Origin of the sequence: Spirosoma montaniterrae, assembly GCF_001988955.1 — a bacterium.
GTDB lineage: Bacteria > Bacteroidota > Bacteroidia > Cytophagales > Spirosomataceae > Spirosoma > Spirosoma montaniterrae.
Genome location: NZ_CP014263.1, coordinates 4,239,580 through 4,258,826, shown reverse-complemented (window position 1 = coordinate 4,258,826; position 19,247 = coordinate 4,239,580). Strand labels below are relative to the sequence as shown.

The window sequence follows — 19,247 nt, the reverse complement described above, 5'->3', positions numbered from 1 at the left end:
CAGATGTTACGCAACTATCTCAAAATCGCCTGGCGGAATTTGTGGAAGAGCCGAGGGTACGCAGCCATCCATGTGTTTGGCCTGGCAACGGCTTTCTGCATTAGCCTCTTTCTGTTTCTAACGGCCTACCTGCACCTGACCTATGATTCGTTTCACACCAGTGGCGACCGTATTTTCCAAACATATCTCTCCGCCAATGATCCCGAAAAGCCAACCAAATCAGGCGGAATGCCCTTGCCGCTCGTGCCCGCGCTGAAAACTGAGTTTCCCGAACTGGAAGGAGCTACCCGTATCGTGATGGGCCGTAAGAGCTTAGTTGAAGCCAACGGAAAATACTTCGACAAACTTATCAACTATACCGACCCAGATTTTCTGACGGTCTTCTCGTTTCCGTTGCTTGAGGGAAATCGAAATCTTGTGCTGAAAGAGTTGAGCAGTGTAGTTATCAGCCAGAATATGGCGAAAGACGTGTTCGGTACAGTCGATCCGATGGGGAAACGCCTGCGTGTAGGCAACAACGGCACCGAAAAAGACTATATCGTGACGGGTATTTTGGCTAATGCACCTGATAATTCGTCGGTGCAGTACGATGCGCTGATACGGGTCGAAAACGCGCCGATGTATTCATATAACAAAGAAAACTGGACTGATTTTTCGCACACTGTTTTCCTGAAATTGCCTCCACAGGTCGATCAGGCTACGTTTGAGACCCGATTAAAACCATTTGCCAAAAAATATTTTCCGGGGCCAATCAATGACCTCATAAATAAGAAAGCGCAGCCCGACCAACAGGGGGACTTATTTGCCGTTCGCCTGCAAAAACTGTCGGATGTTCATTTTAGCCGCGAAATAACCGGCAACAAAGGCACGCCCGTTGCGGTGGTTTATGTGCTCATCGGAATGGCTTCGTTTATTCTGCTGATTGCCTGTATAAATTTCATCAATCTGAGCATTGCCCGCTCGGTTCAGCGAGCGCGGGAAGTAGGCGTTCGGAAGTCGTTGGGTGCCCTCAAAAGCAGCTTGTTCGTGCAGATATGGAGTGAGTCAGCCTTAATCTGTTGTGTCGGTTTTGGGGTCGGAACCCTGTCGGCCTATCTGCTCCTGCCTGTATTCAATGGTGCTTTTGGCGCAAATCTGAATTTAGACATCGCCTTTCAGCCTGGCTTTGTGGCTATGTTGGCTGGCCTTGTTATACTGGTAACGTTGCTGGCGGGGGGCTATCCAGCCTGGCAAATGGCCGGATTCGATACAGTGGCCGTGCTGAAAGGAAAAGTTAGCCTGAAACGACCGGGAGTATTACGAAACGCGCTTATTGTCACTCAGTTTGCTTTATCCTGCCTGCTGGCCTGTTGTACGGTTATTGCGTTTCAACAGGTAAATCATCTGCAAAACAGCCCGCTTGGCTTCGACAAAGAGCAGGTCATCAGCATCCCGGTGGGCAATCAGGTAAACGGGCGGCAGGTGCTGGGGCGGCTCCGCAACAAATTAGCTAACGACCCTATGGTGCTGGCCATTACGGGTACAAGCGTTAACCTCGGTAAGGGTAAAGATCGGGTAAGTACGAGAAGTACAATAGGATTTAAATACAAAGGACGCGACATCTCCAGCGACCAGTTAGTGGTTGATTACGATTACTTAAAAACGCTGCATATCAAGGTTATTGCCGGACGCGATTTTAGCCGGACCTATACCTCCGATTCGGTCAATCGGGTGATTATTACCCAGAGTTTGGCTAAGCAAATAGGCGAGAAGAACCCGGTAGGCAGTTTGCTTGGCGACGACGATGATACCACCGGAATCAAATCGCAGATTATTGGCGTTGTGTCCGATTTTCAGTTGTATTCGATGGCCGATGAACCCAAGCCCGTTACCATGCGCCTGTCCAACACCGAACCTATCAACTATATCTTCGTGCGGGTTGCTCCACAAAGCATGGGGGGAGCTATGCAAAAAATGAAAAAAGCATGGACCGAGGTAGCTCCTCAGTCGGAGTTCATAGCTTCATTTCTGGACGAGAACGTAGATGCCTGGTATCAGAATGAGACTCAGCTATCGCAGGTATTGAGCCTGGCATCGGGCATTGCCATGTTGTTGTCGTGTCTGGGGTTGTTTGCCATTGCGCTGCTGATGATTGAGCAGCGAACCAAAGAAATTGGTATTCGTAAAGTGATGGGAGCCAGCATTGCCGGTATCGTGCTTTTACTCTCCCGCGAGTTTGTAAAGCTGGTTCTGATAGCTCTGTGCATAGCAGTTCCGCTGGCCTGGTTTGGTATGCAACAATGGTTGAATAACTACGCGTCGCGTATTGCCATCAGCCCGTGGGTATTTATAGGTGTTGGGTTTTCGGCCATCCTGATTGCACTGCTGACGGTGAGCTTTCAAAGCATCAAAGCCGCGCTGATGAATCCAGTGAAGAGTTTGCGGAGCGAGTAAGGCAATATACGCCATTCAAAATCAATACTCAGCAATTTGGTTGAGTCCAAACTACCGAATCACTTTTCTAAACCTTGCCATGATAGCTAATTCTGTTAAAACGTCGCTACGTGCGCTGAAACGCAATTGGACCTACACGATCATTAACGTAGTGGGGCTAACGTTCGGGCTGGCATGCTGCCTGCTACTATTTCTGGCCATCCGCTACGAACTGAGCTACGACCGGCACAACGCCAACGCCGACCAGACGTATCGGATGGTTGGGCATTACAAAAAAGACGCCGATGAAGGCTATAATGTAGGCATCCCAATGCCGGCTTTAGCTGCCTTGCGCACTGATTTCCCAGAACTGAAGCAGTATCTGACACTAACGCATGAAATCTTCGAACCAGTTATTCAGGCGCGTGGTTCGGCTGTGAACAAGTTTAAGGAAAGAATAGGGTTAGTTGCCTTCGTAGAGCCGGAGTACTTCAATATCTTCGATTACGGATGGCAGAGGGGCAACCCTAAGATCGCGCTAAAAAACCCGAATACGGTTGTGCTGTCGGAGCAGATGGCTCAGAAATATTTCGGAACGGCTGACCCAATTGGAAAGACGTTGCGCGTGCAAAACAAAATGGATTTTGTTGTAACGGGCGTTGTTGACAATCCACCCCCCACCAGCAGTGTACCATTTGAAGTGATGCTGTCGTTTGCGTCGCTGAAACAATTTGGTGCATACACGGGCTGGGAGGATTGGGAAGCAAGCTTCACTGGGGCGCAAGTCCATATGACCCTACCAGCTTCCTCGCATGACCAAACTGTAGCTGAAGCGGCTATGGAAGCCCGATTAGCTGCTTTCAGTAAAAAGTACTTAGCCCCGCAGGATGCCAAGTATTACAAGTTTGAGTTGCAACCACTGGCTGAAGTTCATTTCGACGCTGAAACACCCAATTACGCTCGTCGCACGATGAGCAAACAAACCATCTGGGCGATGGCCCTCATTGGGCTATTCATCCTCATTACGGCCTGCGTTAACTTCATAAATTTGGCCACGGCTCAGGCCATTCGTCGCTCAAAAGAGGTAGGCGTTCGGAAGGTGCTGGGCAGCACACGAATTCAACTGGTGCGTCAGTTCCTGGGCGAAACGGGGGTGCTGACCGGAATCGCCGTTGGTCTGGCGTTCGTCGTAGCTTACGTAGCCTTGCCCAGTGTAGCCAAACTCTTGAACATCAACGCCGACGGGCTACCGTTAGTTGACCCCGTGGTAATCGGTTTCCTGCTCTTGCTGGCCCTGCTTACGACCCTTTTGGCTGGATTTTATCCGTCGCTGGTGCTGTCGGGCTACCAGCCGGTGCTGGCACTTAAGGGCAAACTTCGGGTGGAGGGTAGTAACTATTTCACCCTGCGTCGAAGCCTGATTGTGGGGCAGTTTGCCATATCGCAGATGCTCATTATCGGCACTATCATTGCCTACAGTCAGGTGAAGCATTTCCGCTCGGCGGACCTTGGCTATAACAAAGAGGCTATACTGACCGTACCAATTCCTGAGCAAAAACCCGGTCAGTTAGAGAACCTGCGGGCAAAATTGGCGGGACTACCCAACGTTCAGTCGCTCAGTTACGCCATGTCGCCCCCATCGGCAAATGGTAACTGGCAGACGAGCATCCGCTTTGAAAACTCTGACAGATATTCTGACTTTAGCGTGGTGATGCGCCCGGCTGATACGGCCTACGTCCGAACCTACGGCCTGAAGCTGATCGCGGGGCGGCTGTACCTGCCAGCCGACACTATGCGCGAATTGGTGGTTAACGAATCGTTGGTTCGCAAACTGGGCTTTCGCCAGCCACAACAGATTCTGGGCAAGATGATTGAGTTGAGTGCTGGACAACCGAAAAGGCCCGTTGTTGGCGTAATTAAGGATTTTAACACGTTTTCGCTTCACCAAAAGACGGCCCCCTCTATCCTGTCGACATCGCGAAGCTCATATGGTACACTTAGTGTCAAACTCATAACTGAGCAGGGAGGAATCGAAGCGGTCAACCGTCTAATCGGCTCCATTGAACAAGCCTGGGAAGCTACGTTTCCTGACTTCGTGTTCAAGTATGAGTTCTTAGACGACACCATCAATAATTTCTACAAGAACGAAGAGCGGACATTCGCCTTGTTCCGGCTTCTGGCTGGTATTGCCATTTTCATTGGTTGCCTGGGGCTGTATGGCGTGGTTGCGTTCGTGGCCGAAGCCCGCACCAAAGAGGTGGGCATTCGCAAAGTGCTTGGCGCGTCGGTGTTGCATATCGTAGGTCTATTTTCACTGGATTTCGTCAAACTGGTTCTTATAGCCCTGCTTATTGCCTCGCCGGTTGCCTGGTATGTTATGACCCAATGGCTGAAGGACATCGAATACAAGACGGCTATTGAGTGGTGGGTGTTCATACTGGCGGGCCTGCTATCTATTGTTATTGCGCTGCTAACAGTCAGCTTCCAGAGCATCAAAGCCGCGCTGATGAATCCGGTGAAGAGTTTGCGGAGCGAGTGAGTTAAGCAAAAACTTTCGCTAAAGGGATTTCAATATTCAGGATGGTGTCTTTTAACATGTCGTTTTCGTGGAAAAACGTGTAGTGAAATGGTGTGTCGTAAACCAGAATGGCCTGAAGCTCAGGCACAACAATCCAGCAGGATTGAAGGCCAAAATAAAAGTACGGCTCCAGCTTAGCCACCATGTCTTTGGTACTTTGGGAGGCCGACTGAATTTCTACGGCCAGCAAGGGGGCATCGGTTCGACGCGAGGGGTCATTTTTAAAATCCAACGCGCCTGCCGGATACAAGACCAAGTCGGGCGTACTGCCATCGGGCTTAGTGGCTAATGTGACCTCACTGGCGATGCGAAACTGGTTTGGATAGTTTATGGCTACCTGAACAATCAAATTGGCTTGAATGGCACCGTGTAGTAGGGTTGGCATTGGTTTTTTGCGGTCGAGTTCATAAGCAGATGGAGAATGTTCTGCTATGGTTTCGGTCAATAGCTCCATAACAACGACGAGTTTTTTCAAAGTTAACCAAAACAAGCGCACAAATGCTCCGAAACTATCTCAAAATCGCCTGGCGGAATCTGGTCAGCAACAAGACCTTTTCGTTTATAAACATCGTCGGGCTGTCGGCAGGACTGTCGTGCTGCATGTTTATCTGTCTATACGTCTACGATGAGCTGAGTTATGACACCCAACACCCCGACGCAGACCGGATTTATCAGGTCGGAACGATTTTCGTGCAGCCCGATGGCGATCAGAAATCTGCTGCGACGCCCTACGGCGTGGCCGATGCGCTGCAACAGGAATACCCTGAAATCGGCAGCACTACCCGGCTGGTAAATCTTTTTGCCGACGACAAAACCTTGCTCCGGGCCAACCCCACCGGGGCCGCAGCCAACACCAAACCAGCCGTCTTTTACGAATCGAAGGGCTATCTGGCCGAGCCAACGTTTTTCTCCTTTTTCCAATACGACTTCGTAGAGGGCAATGGTCAGCAGGCACTCATCAACCCCAACTCAATTGTACTGTCGGAGGCTATTGCATACAACTTATTTGGCGAACGGTCGGCCCTGAACCAGACAATTCACGTAGAGAGTAATACCAACGGCACGGGCGAATACATGGTAACGGGCGTGTTTCGACCTGGTAGCGTGCCGTCGCACATTGATGCCCGGTTTTTTCTGTCGTATGCCGGAGGTGGGCTGGCGCAGTACATCAATGGCACCACGGGCATGGTGAACAACAATATGTTTTTTACCTACCTGAAACTAAACCCCGGTACTGACGCCCGCAAGCTGGAAGCCAAATTGCCTGCTTTCGTGGAGAAGTACATGCGTAAAGATTTAGCGGTGGCGGGGCGCGATAAAAAGCAGTTCCTGACCGCCGTGCGCAACATTCACCTGCACACCGACCTGTCGCACAACGTAACGCCCAACGGAAGCCTGACGTATCTGTACGTGCTGGGGTCTATTGCACTCTTTACGCTGCTCATCGCCTGTATCAACTTCATGAACCTGAGTACCGCCCGTTCGGGCAAACGAGCCGCCGAGGTGGGCGTTCGGAAGGTGCTGGGCGCCGAACAGACATCGCTGATGCGGCAGTTTCTGAGCGAGGCTCTGCTGTTCAGCGTGTTTGCGTTTGTGCTGGCATTAGGACTGGTTTGGCTAATGACGCCCGTTTTTGAAGCTGTATCGGGTAAAATAGTACACTTTTCGCTGAGTCAACGGCTTGGATTGGTTGCTGCGTTTTTTGGCATAAGCCTGTTCACGGGGCTGTTGGCAGGCAGCTATCCGGCATTCTACCTGTCGTCGTTCCGGCCTATTGCTGTGCTGAAAGCGGGAGCGGGCCGGGCTGGTGGTTCGCTGGCAGCGGTATCGTTACGGAAAGGGCTGGTGGTCATACAATTTACGCTGTCGGTAATGCTACTAATTGCCTTAGCCGTTATTTTTCAGCAGATGCGTTACCTGCGCTCGGCTGATTTAGGTTTTGCCAAAGAGCAACAGCTTATAATTCCCTTACGAAGCGAGACGGCCAAAGCCAATTATCCGGCCCTGAAACAAGCATTGCTGACTACCGCGCAGGTTCGCTCGGTGGGAGCCTCTGCCTACTATCCGGGAATCTTCAATCCCGAAGACGCCCGGTTCTACGGCGAAGGTCAGACTGCCACAAACGCAGAAATCACTAAGGTTAACCGGGTCGATGCCGATTATCTGCAAACGATGGCTATCAAACCCGTAGCAGGTCGGCTTTTTTCGATGGCTTTCCCCGGCGACACAAACAACCGAATCATCGTGAATGAAAAGGCGGTGAAGGAGTTGGGCTATCCATCGGCACAGGCCGCTATTGGCAAGCAGGCCATCGCCAACTGGGGACAGGAGGGCTTACGCTTCACCATTGTGGGCGTGGTAAAAGATTTTCACTTTGAAGATCTGCACGTACCTATTACGCCCTTCAGCTTTATGCTCAACCTGAAAGGCAATTACAACTACGTAGTGGTGAACCTGAAAGCGGGCGACGTGCAGGCTTCTCTGAAGGCACTCAGCAGCGTATGGCAACAGGTCAACCCCGCCGAACCGGTTGAATATAGTTTTCTGGACGCCGATTTTCAGAAGAATTACGAGGCCGAAAACCGCTTAGCATCGCTGGTTGGTTATTTCACATTCATCGCCATTCTGATATCGTGTCTGGGTTTGTTCGGACTGGCTACGCTCACCGCCGAACAGCGGACGAAAGAAATTGGTGTCCGTAAAGTGCTGGGTGCCAGCGTGTCGAGTATTGTGGCTCTGCTCTCCAAAGATTTTCTCAAACTGGTGTTGTTTGCCATTGTCATTGCCAGCCCGGTGGCCTGGTGGGCCATGAACCGGTGGCTGCAAAACTTCGCCTACAGAATCGACATCGAGTGGTGGGTCTTCGCGGTGGCGGGCCTGCTGGCGGTAGGCATTGCCTTGCTGACGGTGAGTTTCCAGAGCGTGAAAGCCGCACTGATGAATCCGGTCAAGAGTTTGCGAAGTGAATAGCAAACCTGCTGACATACTGTTGTCATCCGTACCGGCGTCCTTTGTGTTGTCGATAAACTAAACGCGTTATGATGACAACACAGCAAGTTGCCGACCGGTATTTTGAGATGGCTCAACAGGGAGAGTTAGAGAAGATTCAGGATGAGTTGTACGCACCCGACGCTGTGAGTATCGAGCCTGAGAATGCTTCGGGGCTATTCTTGGAACACTTTTTCTACGACGATTTTAAATAGTATTCTGTTTTGATTGAGCAGAAAACACCGTCTATACTGGCGGTGTTTTTTTTGCTCTTATGCGGTGTCCATCAGCGTACAAAAGTTGTCCGATTCTGGACAATGATTCATACGGATTATTGGCTAAATATGCTTCCAAGAGCTGATTTGGCTGTTTTTCCAAGCTGGCAAGGCATTTGTTGCTCATATGTACAGCCTACTTAAGTCCACGACAAGCAACCTGCTCAGGTGCGGTTTGTTCGGTTCCAAACCCAAGCTATACAGACATGCTACGAAACTATCTCAAAATCGCCCTTCGCAGCCTGTGGAACAATCGATTATTAACGGCCATCAACGTACTTGGCCTGAGCGTGGGGCTGGCCTGCGTGGTGGTGCTGGTGTTGTTTGCCCAGAAGTGCCTGACCTGGGATACCGCCCACGAAAAACTCGACCGAATTTATTACGTACAAACAACTTCAACCGATGGTACGGCGTACAACGAAACGGTGTACCCGCTGCTGGGGCAGATGCTCCGAAGCTATACCGAAATCGAGACGGGTACGCACATCCAGAACTTTAACAACCCCTGGATCGAGTACAAAGGGAAGAACGTACAGGAAGAGACGGCTTACGTTGATTCTACCTTTTTCGACGTTTTCACGTTTCCGCTCAAATACGGTAATCCGGCTACGGCTTTAGTCAGCAAACGTTCGGTGGTGCTGACCGAAAAAGTAGCGCAGCACCTGTTCGGGAACGAAAATCCCGTCGGCAAAACCGTTACCGTGAACGATACGCTACAATACCAGATTACGGGCGTTCTGGAAGAAATACCGGCCAACTCGTCGCAGCAGTTTCAGGTGCTTATGCCCGCTGCCAACCTGTTCGATCAGCCGGGCTTTCGCGAAAATGCCGACTGGTACAACACGTTTTCTAATACCTTTATTCTGCTCCGGGAAGGGGCCAATCCGGCGCAGCTTCAGGCCAAACTGCCGCAATTGGTGAAAGCCCATTATAATGCCGACGCCAAAAGTACGGTACTCCGGCTGGCGGCTTATCAGAACTTTGTCTACACCGAAAATCCGAGATTCGCCGGGCTGATATACGGTTCGGTTATTATTGCCGTATTTCTACTGCTGATTATCAGCATCAACCTGATTAACCTCAACACGGCATCGTCCCTGCCCCGCGCCAAAGAGGTAGCCATGCGGCAGGTGGTGGGTGCCACCCGCTGGTTAGTGCTTCGGCAGTTCTGGGTCGAGTCGGGGCTGGTGGTGGTGGTTTCGCTGGGACTGTCTGTTCTGTTCGCGTTGTATTACCTGATTCCTACTTTCAACCAACTGGGCGACCGTGGGCTACAGTTGATCGTCGACTGGAACACCGATTACCCGACCATCCTGACCGTGCTGGGGGTCACGCTTGTTGTGGCGTTGGTGGCGGGTACGTATCCGGCTTTGTTTCTGCTGGGGCTGAAAACCACCGACGCCGTGAAAGGCAAGCTGTCGTTTAGTCCAAAGCGTGGCTTGATTCGGCAGCGGCTGCTGATTGTGATTCAGTTTACGCTGGCCGTTGTGTTTATTCTGGGAACGATTGTCATGCGTGGGCAAATCGTGTACATGAAAGACGCGAAATTAGGCTACGAGAAAGAGAACGTGCTGATTTTCAGTACCGACCGGGCCTACCGAAACGTAGATCAGGCACTGGTGCAGGGACAAACGATTCTGAACCGGCTCCGGGCCAACCCGAATGTGGTTTCGTTCACCAGTTCGGAGCAGACGCCGGTGGAGTTCATGAACAACTTCAACACCTATTATCCCGAAGGCAACGAAGCCAGGAAGGTACACCTGCGGCACGGCCCCGGCGCGGTAGGCTTTACCGAAACGTTTCGGATACCGATGCTTGAAGGCCGGAATTTCTCCGATCAGACCCCCGCCGATTCGGTGAACCATGCCGTTATCATCAACGAGTCGGCCATGAAAGCATTCGGCTGGACAACGGCAGTGGGCAAGAAACTACGCCAACTCAACGACCCGCTGACCTACACCATTGTGGGCGTTACGAAAGACTACCACTACCGCGACCTCAAAGATAAAGTTGGCCCCATGCTCCAGAGTTATTATGGTCGTCAAAGTTTGAATACCTACCTGTCGGTGCGCCTGGCCGATAAAGCCAAAGCCCCGGCATTGATTGCACAAATAGAGCGTGAATTTGCCAAAATTCCGGCCCGACGCCCGCTTACCTACGCCTACCTGACCGACGAAGTGGCGAAAGCCTACCGCCCGCTCGACAACATCTGGCAGATGATACGCTTTGTGACACTGGTGGCTATTCTGACGGCCTGCGCCGGTATTTTCGGGCTGATTACGCTCGTGACCCGGCAGCGGACAAAAGAAATTGGCATTCGCAAAGTGCTGGGAGCCAGTGTCGTTAGCATTGCTACGCTGCTCTCGTCCGATTTTTTGAAATTAGTCTTGCTCGCCATCGGCATTGCTTCGCCCTTAGGCTGGTGGCTCGGCGAAATCATGCTGAACTACTTCGCTTACCGCGCCCAAACCCAATGGTGGCACTTCGCGCTGGCCGGTACGCTGGCAGTAGGCATTGCCCTACTGACGGTGAGCTACCAGAGCATCAAAGCCGCCCTGATGAACCCCGTCAAGAGCCTGCGGAGTGAATAAACAACTAACGTCATGTTCAGAAACTATCTCAAAATCGCCTGGCGGAATCTGATTCGCGACAAGGGTTATTCAGCCATCAACATTTTCGGGCTGGCTCTCGGCATGGCCTGTGCGTTGCTCATCGGATTGTGGGTGCGCGATGAACTCAGCTACGACCGCTTCCTGCCCGATGTGGATAACATTCACCATATACGGGTTAACTACAATTTTAGAGGACAGGGACTGCAAACGACGCTTGTCACCCCTGGTCCGCTACAGGAAGTAATAGCGAAGGAGGTGCCGCAGGTGGCGGCTATCACAAAGCTCACTTGGCGCAGTGAAGCACTTATAACCGTTAAGGCGAAAACCGCCAAAGAACGTGGCCATTACGCCACGACCGATTTTTTCAGCGTGTTCAACCTGCCCGCCCTCTACGGCGACCCGGCAAAAGCACTGGCTAATCTGAACCAGATTGTCATTACCCGGAAAGTGGCCGAGAAATTCTTTCCGAACGGACTGGCATTAGGAAAAACGCTACAGTTAAACAATGATAAATTTTTCATTGTCGGGGCAGTCATTGAGAATCTGCCTGCTACATCGTCGCTGCAATTCGACTGGTTAGTAAACTGGGAGGTACAGGAGCAACCCTGGCAGAAAACATGGGGCAATAACTCATTCCTGACCTACTGCCGACTCAAATCGGAGACTACTGTAGAACAGACCGAGGTTGCTATGAAGGGTATCTACCCCCGCTACGCCGACTTTGATAACAACGAAACTCCTATTCTACAACCCATCACCGATTTGCACCTTTGGGGCGACTACAAGAACGGCAAACCCGTTGGCGGGCAGATTGAGTACGTCCGCATTTTCTCGTTGGTGGCCCTTTTTATTCTGTTCATTGCCTGCATCAACTTTATGAATGTAGCCACCGCCCGTTCGGCCATGCGGGCGAAGGAAGTGGGCGTTCGGAAATCGCTGGGAGCCATGCGCTCGTCGCTGGCGGGGCAGTTTCTGAGCGAGTCGTTGCTAACGAGTGCGCTGGCTGCAGGGCTGGCACTGTTAATTGTCTGGAACGTGCTGCCCACCTTCAATGCAGTATTTGAGAAACAACTGACCTTCGGCCTCACCGAACCGGCCTTCTGGCCGTTGTTGGGCGGCATTGTGTTCGTCACGGGCCTGGTATCGGGCAGTTATCCGGCTCTGTTTCTGTCGGGTTTGTCGCCCGTGCGGATTCTGAGGGGACGCGGCCCGTCGCCACGGTTGCGGCTTGGGACAGGGCCAGCGCAATTCCGGCGGGTGCTGGTGGTGTTTCAGTTTTCGCTGTCGATCTTCCTGATTGTCGGGATGTTGGCCGTGGGGCGGCAGATGAACTACCTGCGTACCAAACACCTTGGTCTCGACCGGGAGAATGTTGTTTGGATTCAGCTTGAGGGCAACATCGCCGGATTCCCGAAAACCGAAACCTTCCGGCGCGAACTGCTTCAACAGCCGGGGATTGCATCGGCGGTGGAAGTGGCTCATCTGCCCATCAACATCCAAAGCACTTCTACCGACCTGCAATGGCCTGGCAAAGACCCGAACCAACTCTTCAGCGTGTCGGCCATGTCGGTGGGGGCTGATTTCGTCAAGACGATGAACATCCAACTGCTCGCCGGGCGCGATTTCCGGGCAGGCAGCTACGCTGACACGTCGAATTATCTCATCAATGAAGCGGCAGCTAAACTGATGGGCATGAAAGAGCCTGTGGGGAAAGAGATAACGTTCTGGATGGGCAAAGGGCGTGTCATCGGGTTGATGAAAGATTTTCACCTCAACTCCCTCCATCAGGCCATTAGCCCGTTAGTGCTGACCTATATCCCCGGCAATACGAGCTTTCTGCTGGTGAAAACCAACCCCGGACAGACGCAACGGGCCGTGACAAGCTTGGAAAAAGTGGCCCGTTCGTTCAATCCCAACTACCCATTCACGTACCATTTCTTAGATGAAGACTACGAGGAGTTGTACCGCAGCGAACAGCAGGTTCAAACGCTGGTCAACTACTTTGGGGTGCTGGCGATTTTGATTTCGTGTCTGGGCTTGTTTGGGCTGGCAGCTTTCACAGCGGAGCAGCGTACAAAGGAAATTGGCGTCCGTAAAGTGCTGGGGGCCAGTGTGGGTAACATCGTTACGTTGCTCTCAAAGGACTTCCTGAAATTAGTGCTGTTTGCCCTGGTGCTGGCGTCTCCGCTGGCGTGGTGGGCACTGGATAAATGGCTCAGCACCTTCGCTTATCGACAGCAACTTTCAGGCTGGTACTTCGCGTTGGCCGGTACGCTGGCAGTGAGTATCGCGTTGTTGACGGTGAGCTACCAGAGCATCAAAGCCGCCCTGATGAACCCGGTGAAGAGCCTGCGGAGTGAATAAGCCAATCTTGTTTAATCGCATCAATCCTAAAAATCCTGGTTCAGATATCAATCCCATAAATCCTGGTTCAAATGACTTTTCTAAGAATCATCCTTACTATTTGCCTGCCCGGCGCACTGGCCCTGCCGGTTTCGGCCCAAACCGTGGTGAAGAGTATGCAAACCGTTAACGACGGTAAGACGCTGTCGGTCAACGTCGTTGGTACGCGCGATGGGCGTTCATTTCGGCACAATCTCCAGTTCGACGTAGCGGGCATGACCAAAGCCGGTCGCGATTCGCTCTATCAGCAAATGCTCCGGTCGCTCGACGCGCTCGACATTCGCCATGTGCCGGGTATGCCAAAGCCGGGTGTTGACGCTGAGTCGGGCGAGCCGGGCGCCGAGGTTACGTTTCGCTGCGAAACCTGTGCGGGCAAGGGGCGGCTGGAAGTCTATGGCGATAACTACCTGATGACGCGCTCGTTCAACCCCAAGCGCGACGAAGAGAGTCGCTTTCCGCTGACCGTGCGGTTAAACCCCGGCGAATATCGCTACAAATACTGGCAAAACGGCGTGCTGCAAATGGAGCTGCCATTTACAGTAAATGCCGGAGAAGCAAACGAAGTGAAGGTAAAGTAACGCGGCTGGAAAGCCGCACCCACAACTGAACATCACGTATCATGTTACGCAACTACCTCAAAATCGCCTGGCGGAATCTGCTCCGCAACAAACTATTTACTGCCGTCAATGTATCAGGCTTAGGCTTGGGCGTAGCGGCCTGTCTGTTGATTACGCTTTACATTTTCCATGAAACCAGCTATGACCAGCAGGTGCCGAACGCGGAAAATATTTATCGGGTATATCGCTCAATAACTCTGGACGGCGAAAGAAATTTAAACGCACATTTTTCGGCCAATTTCGCTTCCACCGTTGAGAAGAATTTTCCACAAATAGAAAAAGCGGCCCGTTTGATGGAGAGACCATTATTTTACGGGGCGGGCAGTAATGAAATCCGGATTAAGGGCGAGTCCACCCAGTACCACGAGGAGGGATTTACCTACGCCGACCAGGCTATTTTGGATATTTTCAGTTTGCCGCTGGTTCGGGGAGACGTGAGCAGTGCTCTGGCCGAACCACATACCGTGGTCATATCGGAACGAAAGGCGGAAAAATACTTCAAAGACAAGAATCCAATTGGCAATTCCATCTACCTAAATGGCAATGACAGCGTTCCCTACCGAATTAGTGGCGTGATGAAAAATATGCCCAGCAACTCGCACCTGAATTACGATTTTCTGCTCACATTATCTGGTGTGGAGTTTGACGAAGGCGAGCAAACCCGTTGGCTACAAAGCAATTATGACAGTTATATACAAGTTAAACCCGAAACAGATATTGAGGAATTGGAGGAGAAGATGACCCGGGACATCCTCACGAATTACATGCTACCCGCCTTACGACAGGCGAAATTTGCTGATCCTGAAACGTTTCTGAAGTCGGCAGCCCTTCATCTGCAACCTCTGACCGACATTCATTTATACTCCAGCGATATTGATGACGGCCACACCCGTGGCGATATTCGATTTATATGGCTTTTTGGGGCCGCAGCCCTGTTTATCATTCTTATTGCCTGTGTCAATTTCGTCAACCTTTCTACTGCTCAATCAGCCAACCGTGCCGAAGAAGTAGGACTGCGTAAGGTGGTTGGTTCGGAGCGGGGTGCGTTAATTGGACAGTTCCTAGCCGAGTCGACGCTAATCACCATCGTCGCCTTTTTGTTAGGTATTGCGCTGGCCGCACTATTGCTGCCATTCTTCAATACGCTATCGGGCAGGGCGTTAGCTTTCCCTTGGCAGACAGCCTGGTTTGGTCCGGCCATTATCAGCTCCATTCTCTTCGTTGGTTTGCTGGCCGGGATGTATCCCGCCTTTTATCTATCGGGTTTCAATCCGGTTGAAGTGCTGAAAGGTAAAATTCGCCGGGGTACTCGCTCAACCGGTCTGCGAAGCGGCTTGGTTGTGTTCCAATTCGCAGTTTCGATTATGCTCATTGTCGGTACGCTTGTCATAAGTACGCAGATGGATTACATTCTGACTCAGAAAGTGGGATTTGACCGAAACCAGGTGATTCAGTTACACGGCACCAATATGCCTGACGAGCAGGTGAAAACGTTCAAATCTGAACTGAAACGTATTCCCGGTGTAGTCAATGCCAGTATCAGTGATTACCTGCCCATCGAAGGTGCAAAGCGCAATAGCAATATGTTTTTTAACGAAGGAAAAGAAAAGATAGACGCAGCACTTTCCGGGCAGGCTTGGGCGGTCGATGAGGATTATCTATCCACGCTGGGGATGAAACTCGTGGCCGGGCGCAATTTTTCGGAGCAACGGCCTGCCAATAGCCGAGCCGTTATTATCAATCAGACGATGGCCCAAAAATTGGGACTGGAAAATCCGGTTGGCAAAAAGTTGTTGCGTGCCGGTGACGCTCTGTACGAAATTATTGGGGTCATGCATGATTTTCACTCCCAGAGTCTGCAAAACGAAATTGAACCGCTGGCTTTATTCTTCACTATCAGCCCCACCATGATTTCCGTAAAGGCCAACACGGAGGATATGCCGCAACTCCTGAAGGCAATGGAAGCTAAATGGAAGGATTTCTCACCCAATCTGGTATTCCGGTACACGTTCATGGATCAGTCGTATGCCCGCATGTACGACAATGTTCAGCGAGTAAGCCGCATCTTTACGAGTTTTGCTTTCTTAGCCATCTTCATTGCTTGCCTGGGTCTGTTCGGTCTCGCTACGTTCACGGCACAGCAACGTACTAAAGAAATTGGCGTTCGCAAAGTGCTGGGTGCCAGCGTATCGAGCATTGTGGCTCTGTTATCGAAAGATTTTCTCAAACTGGTGTTGATCGCCATTGTCATTGCCAGCCCCATTGCCTGGTGGGCTATGAACCGGTGGTTGCAGGATTTCGCCTACAAGATCGACATCGAGTGGTGGGTATTTGCGGTGGCGGGCCTGCTGGCGGTGGGCATTGCCCTGCTGACGGTGAGCTTCCAAAGTATCAAAGCCGCCCTGATAAACCCCGTCAAGAGCCTGCGGAGCGAATAGCCAATCTCGTTTAATCGCATCAATCCTGCAAATCCTGGTTCAGATAGTAATCATATCAATTCTTGTTCAGATGTTACGCAATTATCTCAAAATCGCTTTCCGAAGTCTCTGGAAGCATAAATCATCGACGCTCATAAACGTGCTGGGGCTGGCAGTTGCCTTCTGTAGCAGCATTCTGTTGTTTCTGTCGGCAGCGTTCGAACTGTCGTATGATCGGTTCCATGCCGACACCGACCGGCTGTACCGGGCCAACCTGCTGGTGCAGGACCCCAAAGGCGAAGAACGTTCGGCCAGTATGCCCTATCCGCTGACGCCCGCCCTGCGCCAGCAATTTCCCGAAATCGAAGGTATCACGCGTTACGAGCAGGGCAACGGATCAGTGCAGTATGGCAACCGGCAATTGGAGAAAGAAATCGACTTTATTGATCCCGACGCGCTGACGATGCTCTCGTTTCCGATGCGGCTGGGCAACCCCAAAACGGCCCTGAACAGCCTGAGCAGCATGGTCATCACCGAAAACATGGCGAAAGACGTGTTCGGCACCGAAAATCCGATAGGAAAAACCGTTCAGGTAAACGGACAGAATGGCTCGAAAGCCTACATCATTACGGGCATACTGGCCGACTTCCCCGACAACTCTACCCTACAGTTCGATGCTTTTGTGCGGGTAGAAAACAGCCCCGATTACGAGCGCAGCAAAGACCAGTGGGATAATACTAACCACGAAGTGTATGTAAAGCTCAAGCCCGCCGTTGGGCAAGAGACAATGGAAAAACGGTTGCAATCTTTCACGCAGATCAACTTCCAGTCTGTTATCCGCGACCAGAAAGCACTCGGTGCCAAACCCGACGAGCGGGGTGAACTGATTAGCCTGCGTCTGCAACCGTTGCTCGACGTGCATTTCGATACGGGTGCCATTCAGGGGGCTGGCACGAGTCGCATGTATGTATACACGCTGGGACTGATTGGCCTGTTTATCCTGATTATTGCCGCCATCAATTTCGTGAATCTGACGCTGGCGCGGTCGTTTACGCGGGCGCGGGAAGTGGGCGTTCGGAAATCACTGGGAGCCATGCGCGGGCAGTTGTTCGTGCAGCTTTGGGGCGAAACCCTGCTCACCTGCGGGCTGGGCCTGCTGTTGGGTTTGCTGCTGGCGGTGCTGTTGCGCCCGTCGTTCAATGCCGTTTTCAATGCGAATGTTTCTACCAACGCACTGCAACAACCTGTAACGTGGCTGATCGTGCTGCTGGGCTTTCTGCTGGTGACGGCAGTGGCAGGCGGCTACCCGGCCTGGGTCATGACGCGCTTTCAGACGGTGCTGGTACTCAAAGGGCGCGTTCAGATGGGCAAGCCGGGCCTGTTACGAAATGGGCTTATCGTTGCTCAGTTTGCCATTGCCTGCCTGCTCATCATCAGCACGTTCGTGGTATTGCGTCAGATTCATTTTCTACGTACAAAATCGCTGGGTTTCAGTAAGGGGCAGGTCATCAGTATTCCGGTTGGCAACGAGGTTACGGGAACTTACGCGCTAAACCAGCTCCGTAACCGGCTGGCCGGGAACCCAAACGTAGTGGCAATCACCGGCACAAACATTAACATTGGCCGGGGTTTAGATGGTAGCAGCACACGCAGCGTAGTAGGCTTCACACACAAAGGACGCGAGGTTACGTCCGACTGGCTGCGGGTCGATTATGAGTATCTGCAAACGCTGGGTATCGACCTGCTCGCCGGGCGCGATTACAGCCGCCAACGCCCCGCCGACTCCACTACGTCGGTCATAGTAACAAGCAGTTTTGCCAGGCAACTGGGCGAAAAGCAACCCATCGGTGCTACGTTTCAGACCGATTCGGGCGGAGTCTATTACCAGGTAATTGGTTTAGTGCCTGATTTTCATCTATATGCCCTGCGTAGTGAGGTGAAACCCATTACCATGCACCTCCATCAGAGTAGCGACATCAGTTATATTCTGGTGCGCGTAACACCCCAAAACATGGTTGCCACAATGGACGTGTTGAAGCGGGAGTGGCAACAGATTGCGCCCAATTCAGCGTTTCTGGGCAGTTTCATGAGCGAAAACACCGACCGCTGGTATAAGCGCGAAGAACGGCTGTCGCAGATGTATAGTCTGGCGGCTGGCATCGCTATCGCGCTCTCGTGCATGGGCCTGTTTGCCATTGCGCTACTCAGCATACAGCAGCGCACCAAAGAAATCGGCGTCCGCAAAGTGCTGGGAGCCAGCGTTGCCAGCATTGTGGGGCTGCTGTCGAAAGAGTTCCTGCAATTAGTGTTGATTGCCATTCTCATTGCCAGTCCGCTGGCGTGGTATGCCATGCAGCAGTGGCTCGAGGACTTCGCCTACAAAACCAGCATCGAGTGGTGGATTTTCGCCGTAGCGGGGCTACTGGCGGTAATGATTGCTTTCCTGACAGTTTCGTTCCAGAGCATCAAAGCTGCCCTGATGAGCCCGGTGAGGAGCTTGCGGAGTGAATAAGTTGGATTGGGCTATTTTTGGTCGTTGCTCTAAAAAAGTAGCATCCTAAAAGATTTTATTAACTTTGAAATGCAAAGTTCTTTTTGAAACAAATAGGTCATCACTATGCACATCTCAAGAAAACGATTCGTTGGTATCTTCCTTCTTTCGGCGTTTGCGTTTCAATTTATTTCCAATTCGCTTTTGGGGCCAGAAGTCGGGCTTTTCCCTAAAAACGGCGAGTGGTTCTTAGGAGCCGAATCGCCAATAGCATGGCAGAGAACCCTGGCTACCATCATATACCCTTTCAAATTTGTGTTGATTAAGCCACTATCGTTTTTAGCCCAAGACCCCGATCCGGCCCCCCCAATGTTGGTTGCCGCTTTTTCTATCTATTGGGCGGCTATAGCTCTGGTCTTGCATTTTCTTCTTAGTCTAACAAACCGTCGCAGAA

General features: G+C 51.7%; 10 protein-coding genes. 9 read left to right on the top strand and 1 reads right to left on the bottom strand.

Annotated features, from left to right (window positions below; translation table 11 throughout):
* Positions 1–3 precede the first annotated feature (3 nt).
* Positions 4–2,433, top strand: a complete 2,430-nt coding sequence (locus tag AWR27_RS18340) for an ABC transporter permease (protein ID WP_077132534.1) — start codon at positions 4–6, stop codon at positions 2,431–2,433.
* A 79-nt stretch (positions 2,434–2,512) separates the two neighbouring features.
* The gene (locus tag AWR27_RS18335; protein ID WP_077132533.1) at positions 2,513–4,951 is read left to right on the top strand and encodes an ABC transporter permease; all 2,439 of its coding nucleotides are present in this window, start codon (positions 2,513–2,515) and stop codon (positions 4,949–4,951) included.
* A gap of 1 nt (position 4,952) precedes the next feature.
* On the opposite strand, the gene AWR27_RS18330 is transcribed toward AWR27_RS18335, so the two are convergent.
* On the bottom strand, positions 4,953–5,465 hold the full coding sequence (locus tag AWR27_RS18330; protein ID WP_232325868.1) for a Uma2 family endonuclease: 513 nt from the start codon (positions 5,463–5,465) through the stop codon (positions 4,953–4,955).
* Between the two features lie 23 nt (positions 5,466–5,488).
* Here AWR27_RS18330 and AWR27_RS18325 point away from each other — a divergent pair, with 23 nt between their 5' ends.
* The 7 genes from AWR27_RS18325 (at position 5,489) to AWR27_RS18300 (ending at position 18,814) form a co-directional block, all read left to right on the top strand.
* Positions 5,489–7,960 (top strand): ABC transporter permease, encoded by a 2,472-nt coding sequence (locus AWR27_RS18325; protein ID WP_077132532.1) that lies wholly within the window; start codon positions 5,489–5,491, stop codon positions 7,958–7,960.
* Positions 7,961–8,028: 68 nt separating this feature from the next.
* Entirely contained in the window at positions 8,029–8,193 is a 165-nt protein-coding gene (locus tag AWR27_RS25375; RefSeq protein WP_157579263.1) for a SnoaL-like domain-containing protein, read from the top strand.
* Positions 8,194–8,459: 266 nt separating this feature from the next.
* Entirely contained in the window at positions 8,460–10,844 is a 2,385-nt protein-coding gene (locus AWR27_RS18320) for an ABC transporter permease (RefSeq protein ID WP_077132531.1), read from the top strand.
* Positions 10,845–10,856: 12 nt separating this feature from the next.
* A complete protein-coding gene (locus tag AWR27_RS18315; RefSeq protein WP_077132530.1) occupies positions 10,857–13,229 on the top strand; it encodes an ABC transporter permease in 2,373 nt (790 codons plus the stop codon).
* Positions 13,230–13,300: 71 nt separating this feature from the next.
* Positions 13,301–13,846, top strand: coding sequence for a hypothetical protein (locus AWR27_RS18310; RefSeq protein ID WP_077132529.1), 546 nt, complete (start codon positions 13,301–13,303; stop codon positions 13,844–13,846).
* A 41-nt stretch (positions 13,847–13,887) separates the two neighbouring features.
* A complete protein-coding gene (locus tag AWR27_RS18305; RefSeq protein ID WP_077132528.1) occupies positions 13,888–16,323 on the top strand; it encodes an ABC transporter permease in 2,436 nt (811 codons plus the stop codon).
* Positions 16,324–16,393: 70 nt separating this feature from the next.
* Positions 16,394–18,814 (top strand): ABC transporter permease, encoded by a 2,421-nt coding sequence (locus AWR27_RS18300; protein WP_077132527.1) that lies wholly within the window; start codon positions 16,394–16,396, stop codon positions 18,812–18,814.
* Positions 18,815–19,247 lie beyond the last annotated feature (433 nt).

What these genes read in the sequence shown, in the direction of transcription:
- AWR27_RS18340 (WP_077132534.1), top strand. Translation starts at nt 4, where the DNA reads ATGTTACGCAACTATCTCAAAATCGCCTGGCGGAATTTGTGGAAGAGC.
- AWR27_RS18335 (WP_077132533.1), top strand. Translation starts at nt 2,513, where the DNA reads ATGATAGCTAATTCTGTTAAAACGTCGCTACGTGCGCTGAAACGCAAT.
- AWR27_RS18325 (WP_077132532.1), top strand. Translation starts at nt 5,489, where the DNA reads ATGCTCCGAAACTATCTCAAAATCGCCTGGCGGAATCTGGTCAGCAAC.
- AWR27_RS25375 (WP_157579263.1), top strand. Translation starts at nt 8,029, where the DNA reads ATGATGACAACACAGCAAGTTGCCGACCGGTATTTTGAGATGGCTCAA.
- AWR27_RS18320 (WP_077132531.1), top strand. Translation starts at nt 8,460, where the DNA reads ATGCTACGAAACTATCTCAAAATCGCCCTTCGCAGCCTGTGGAACAAT.
- AWR27_RS18315 (WP_077132530.1), top strand. Translation starts at nt 10,857, where the DNA reads ATGTTCAGAAACTATCTCAAAATCGCCTGGCGGAATCTGATTCGCGAC.
- AWR27_RS18310 (WP_077132529.1), top strand. Translation starts at nt 13,301, where the DNA reads ATGACTTTTCTAAGAATCATCCTTACTATTTGCCTGCCCGGCGCACTG.
- AWR27_RS18305 (WP_077132528.1), top strand. Translation starts at nt 13,888, where the DNA reads ATGTTACGCAACTACCTCAAAATCGCCTGGCGGAATCTGCTCCGCAAC.
- AWR27_RS18300 (WP_077132527.1), top strand. Translation starts at nt 16,394, where the DNA reads ATGTTACGCAATTATCTCAAAATCGCTTTCCGAAGTCTCTGGAAGCAT.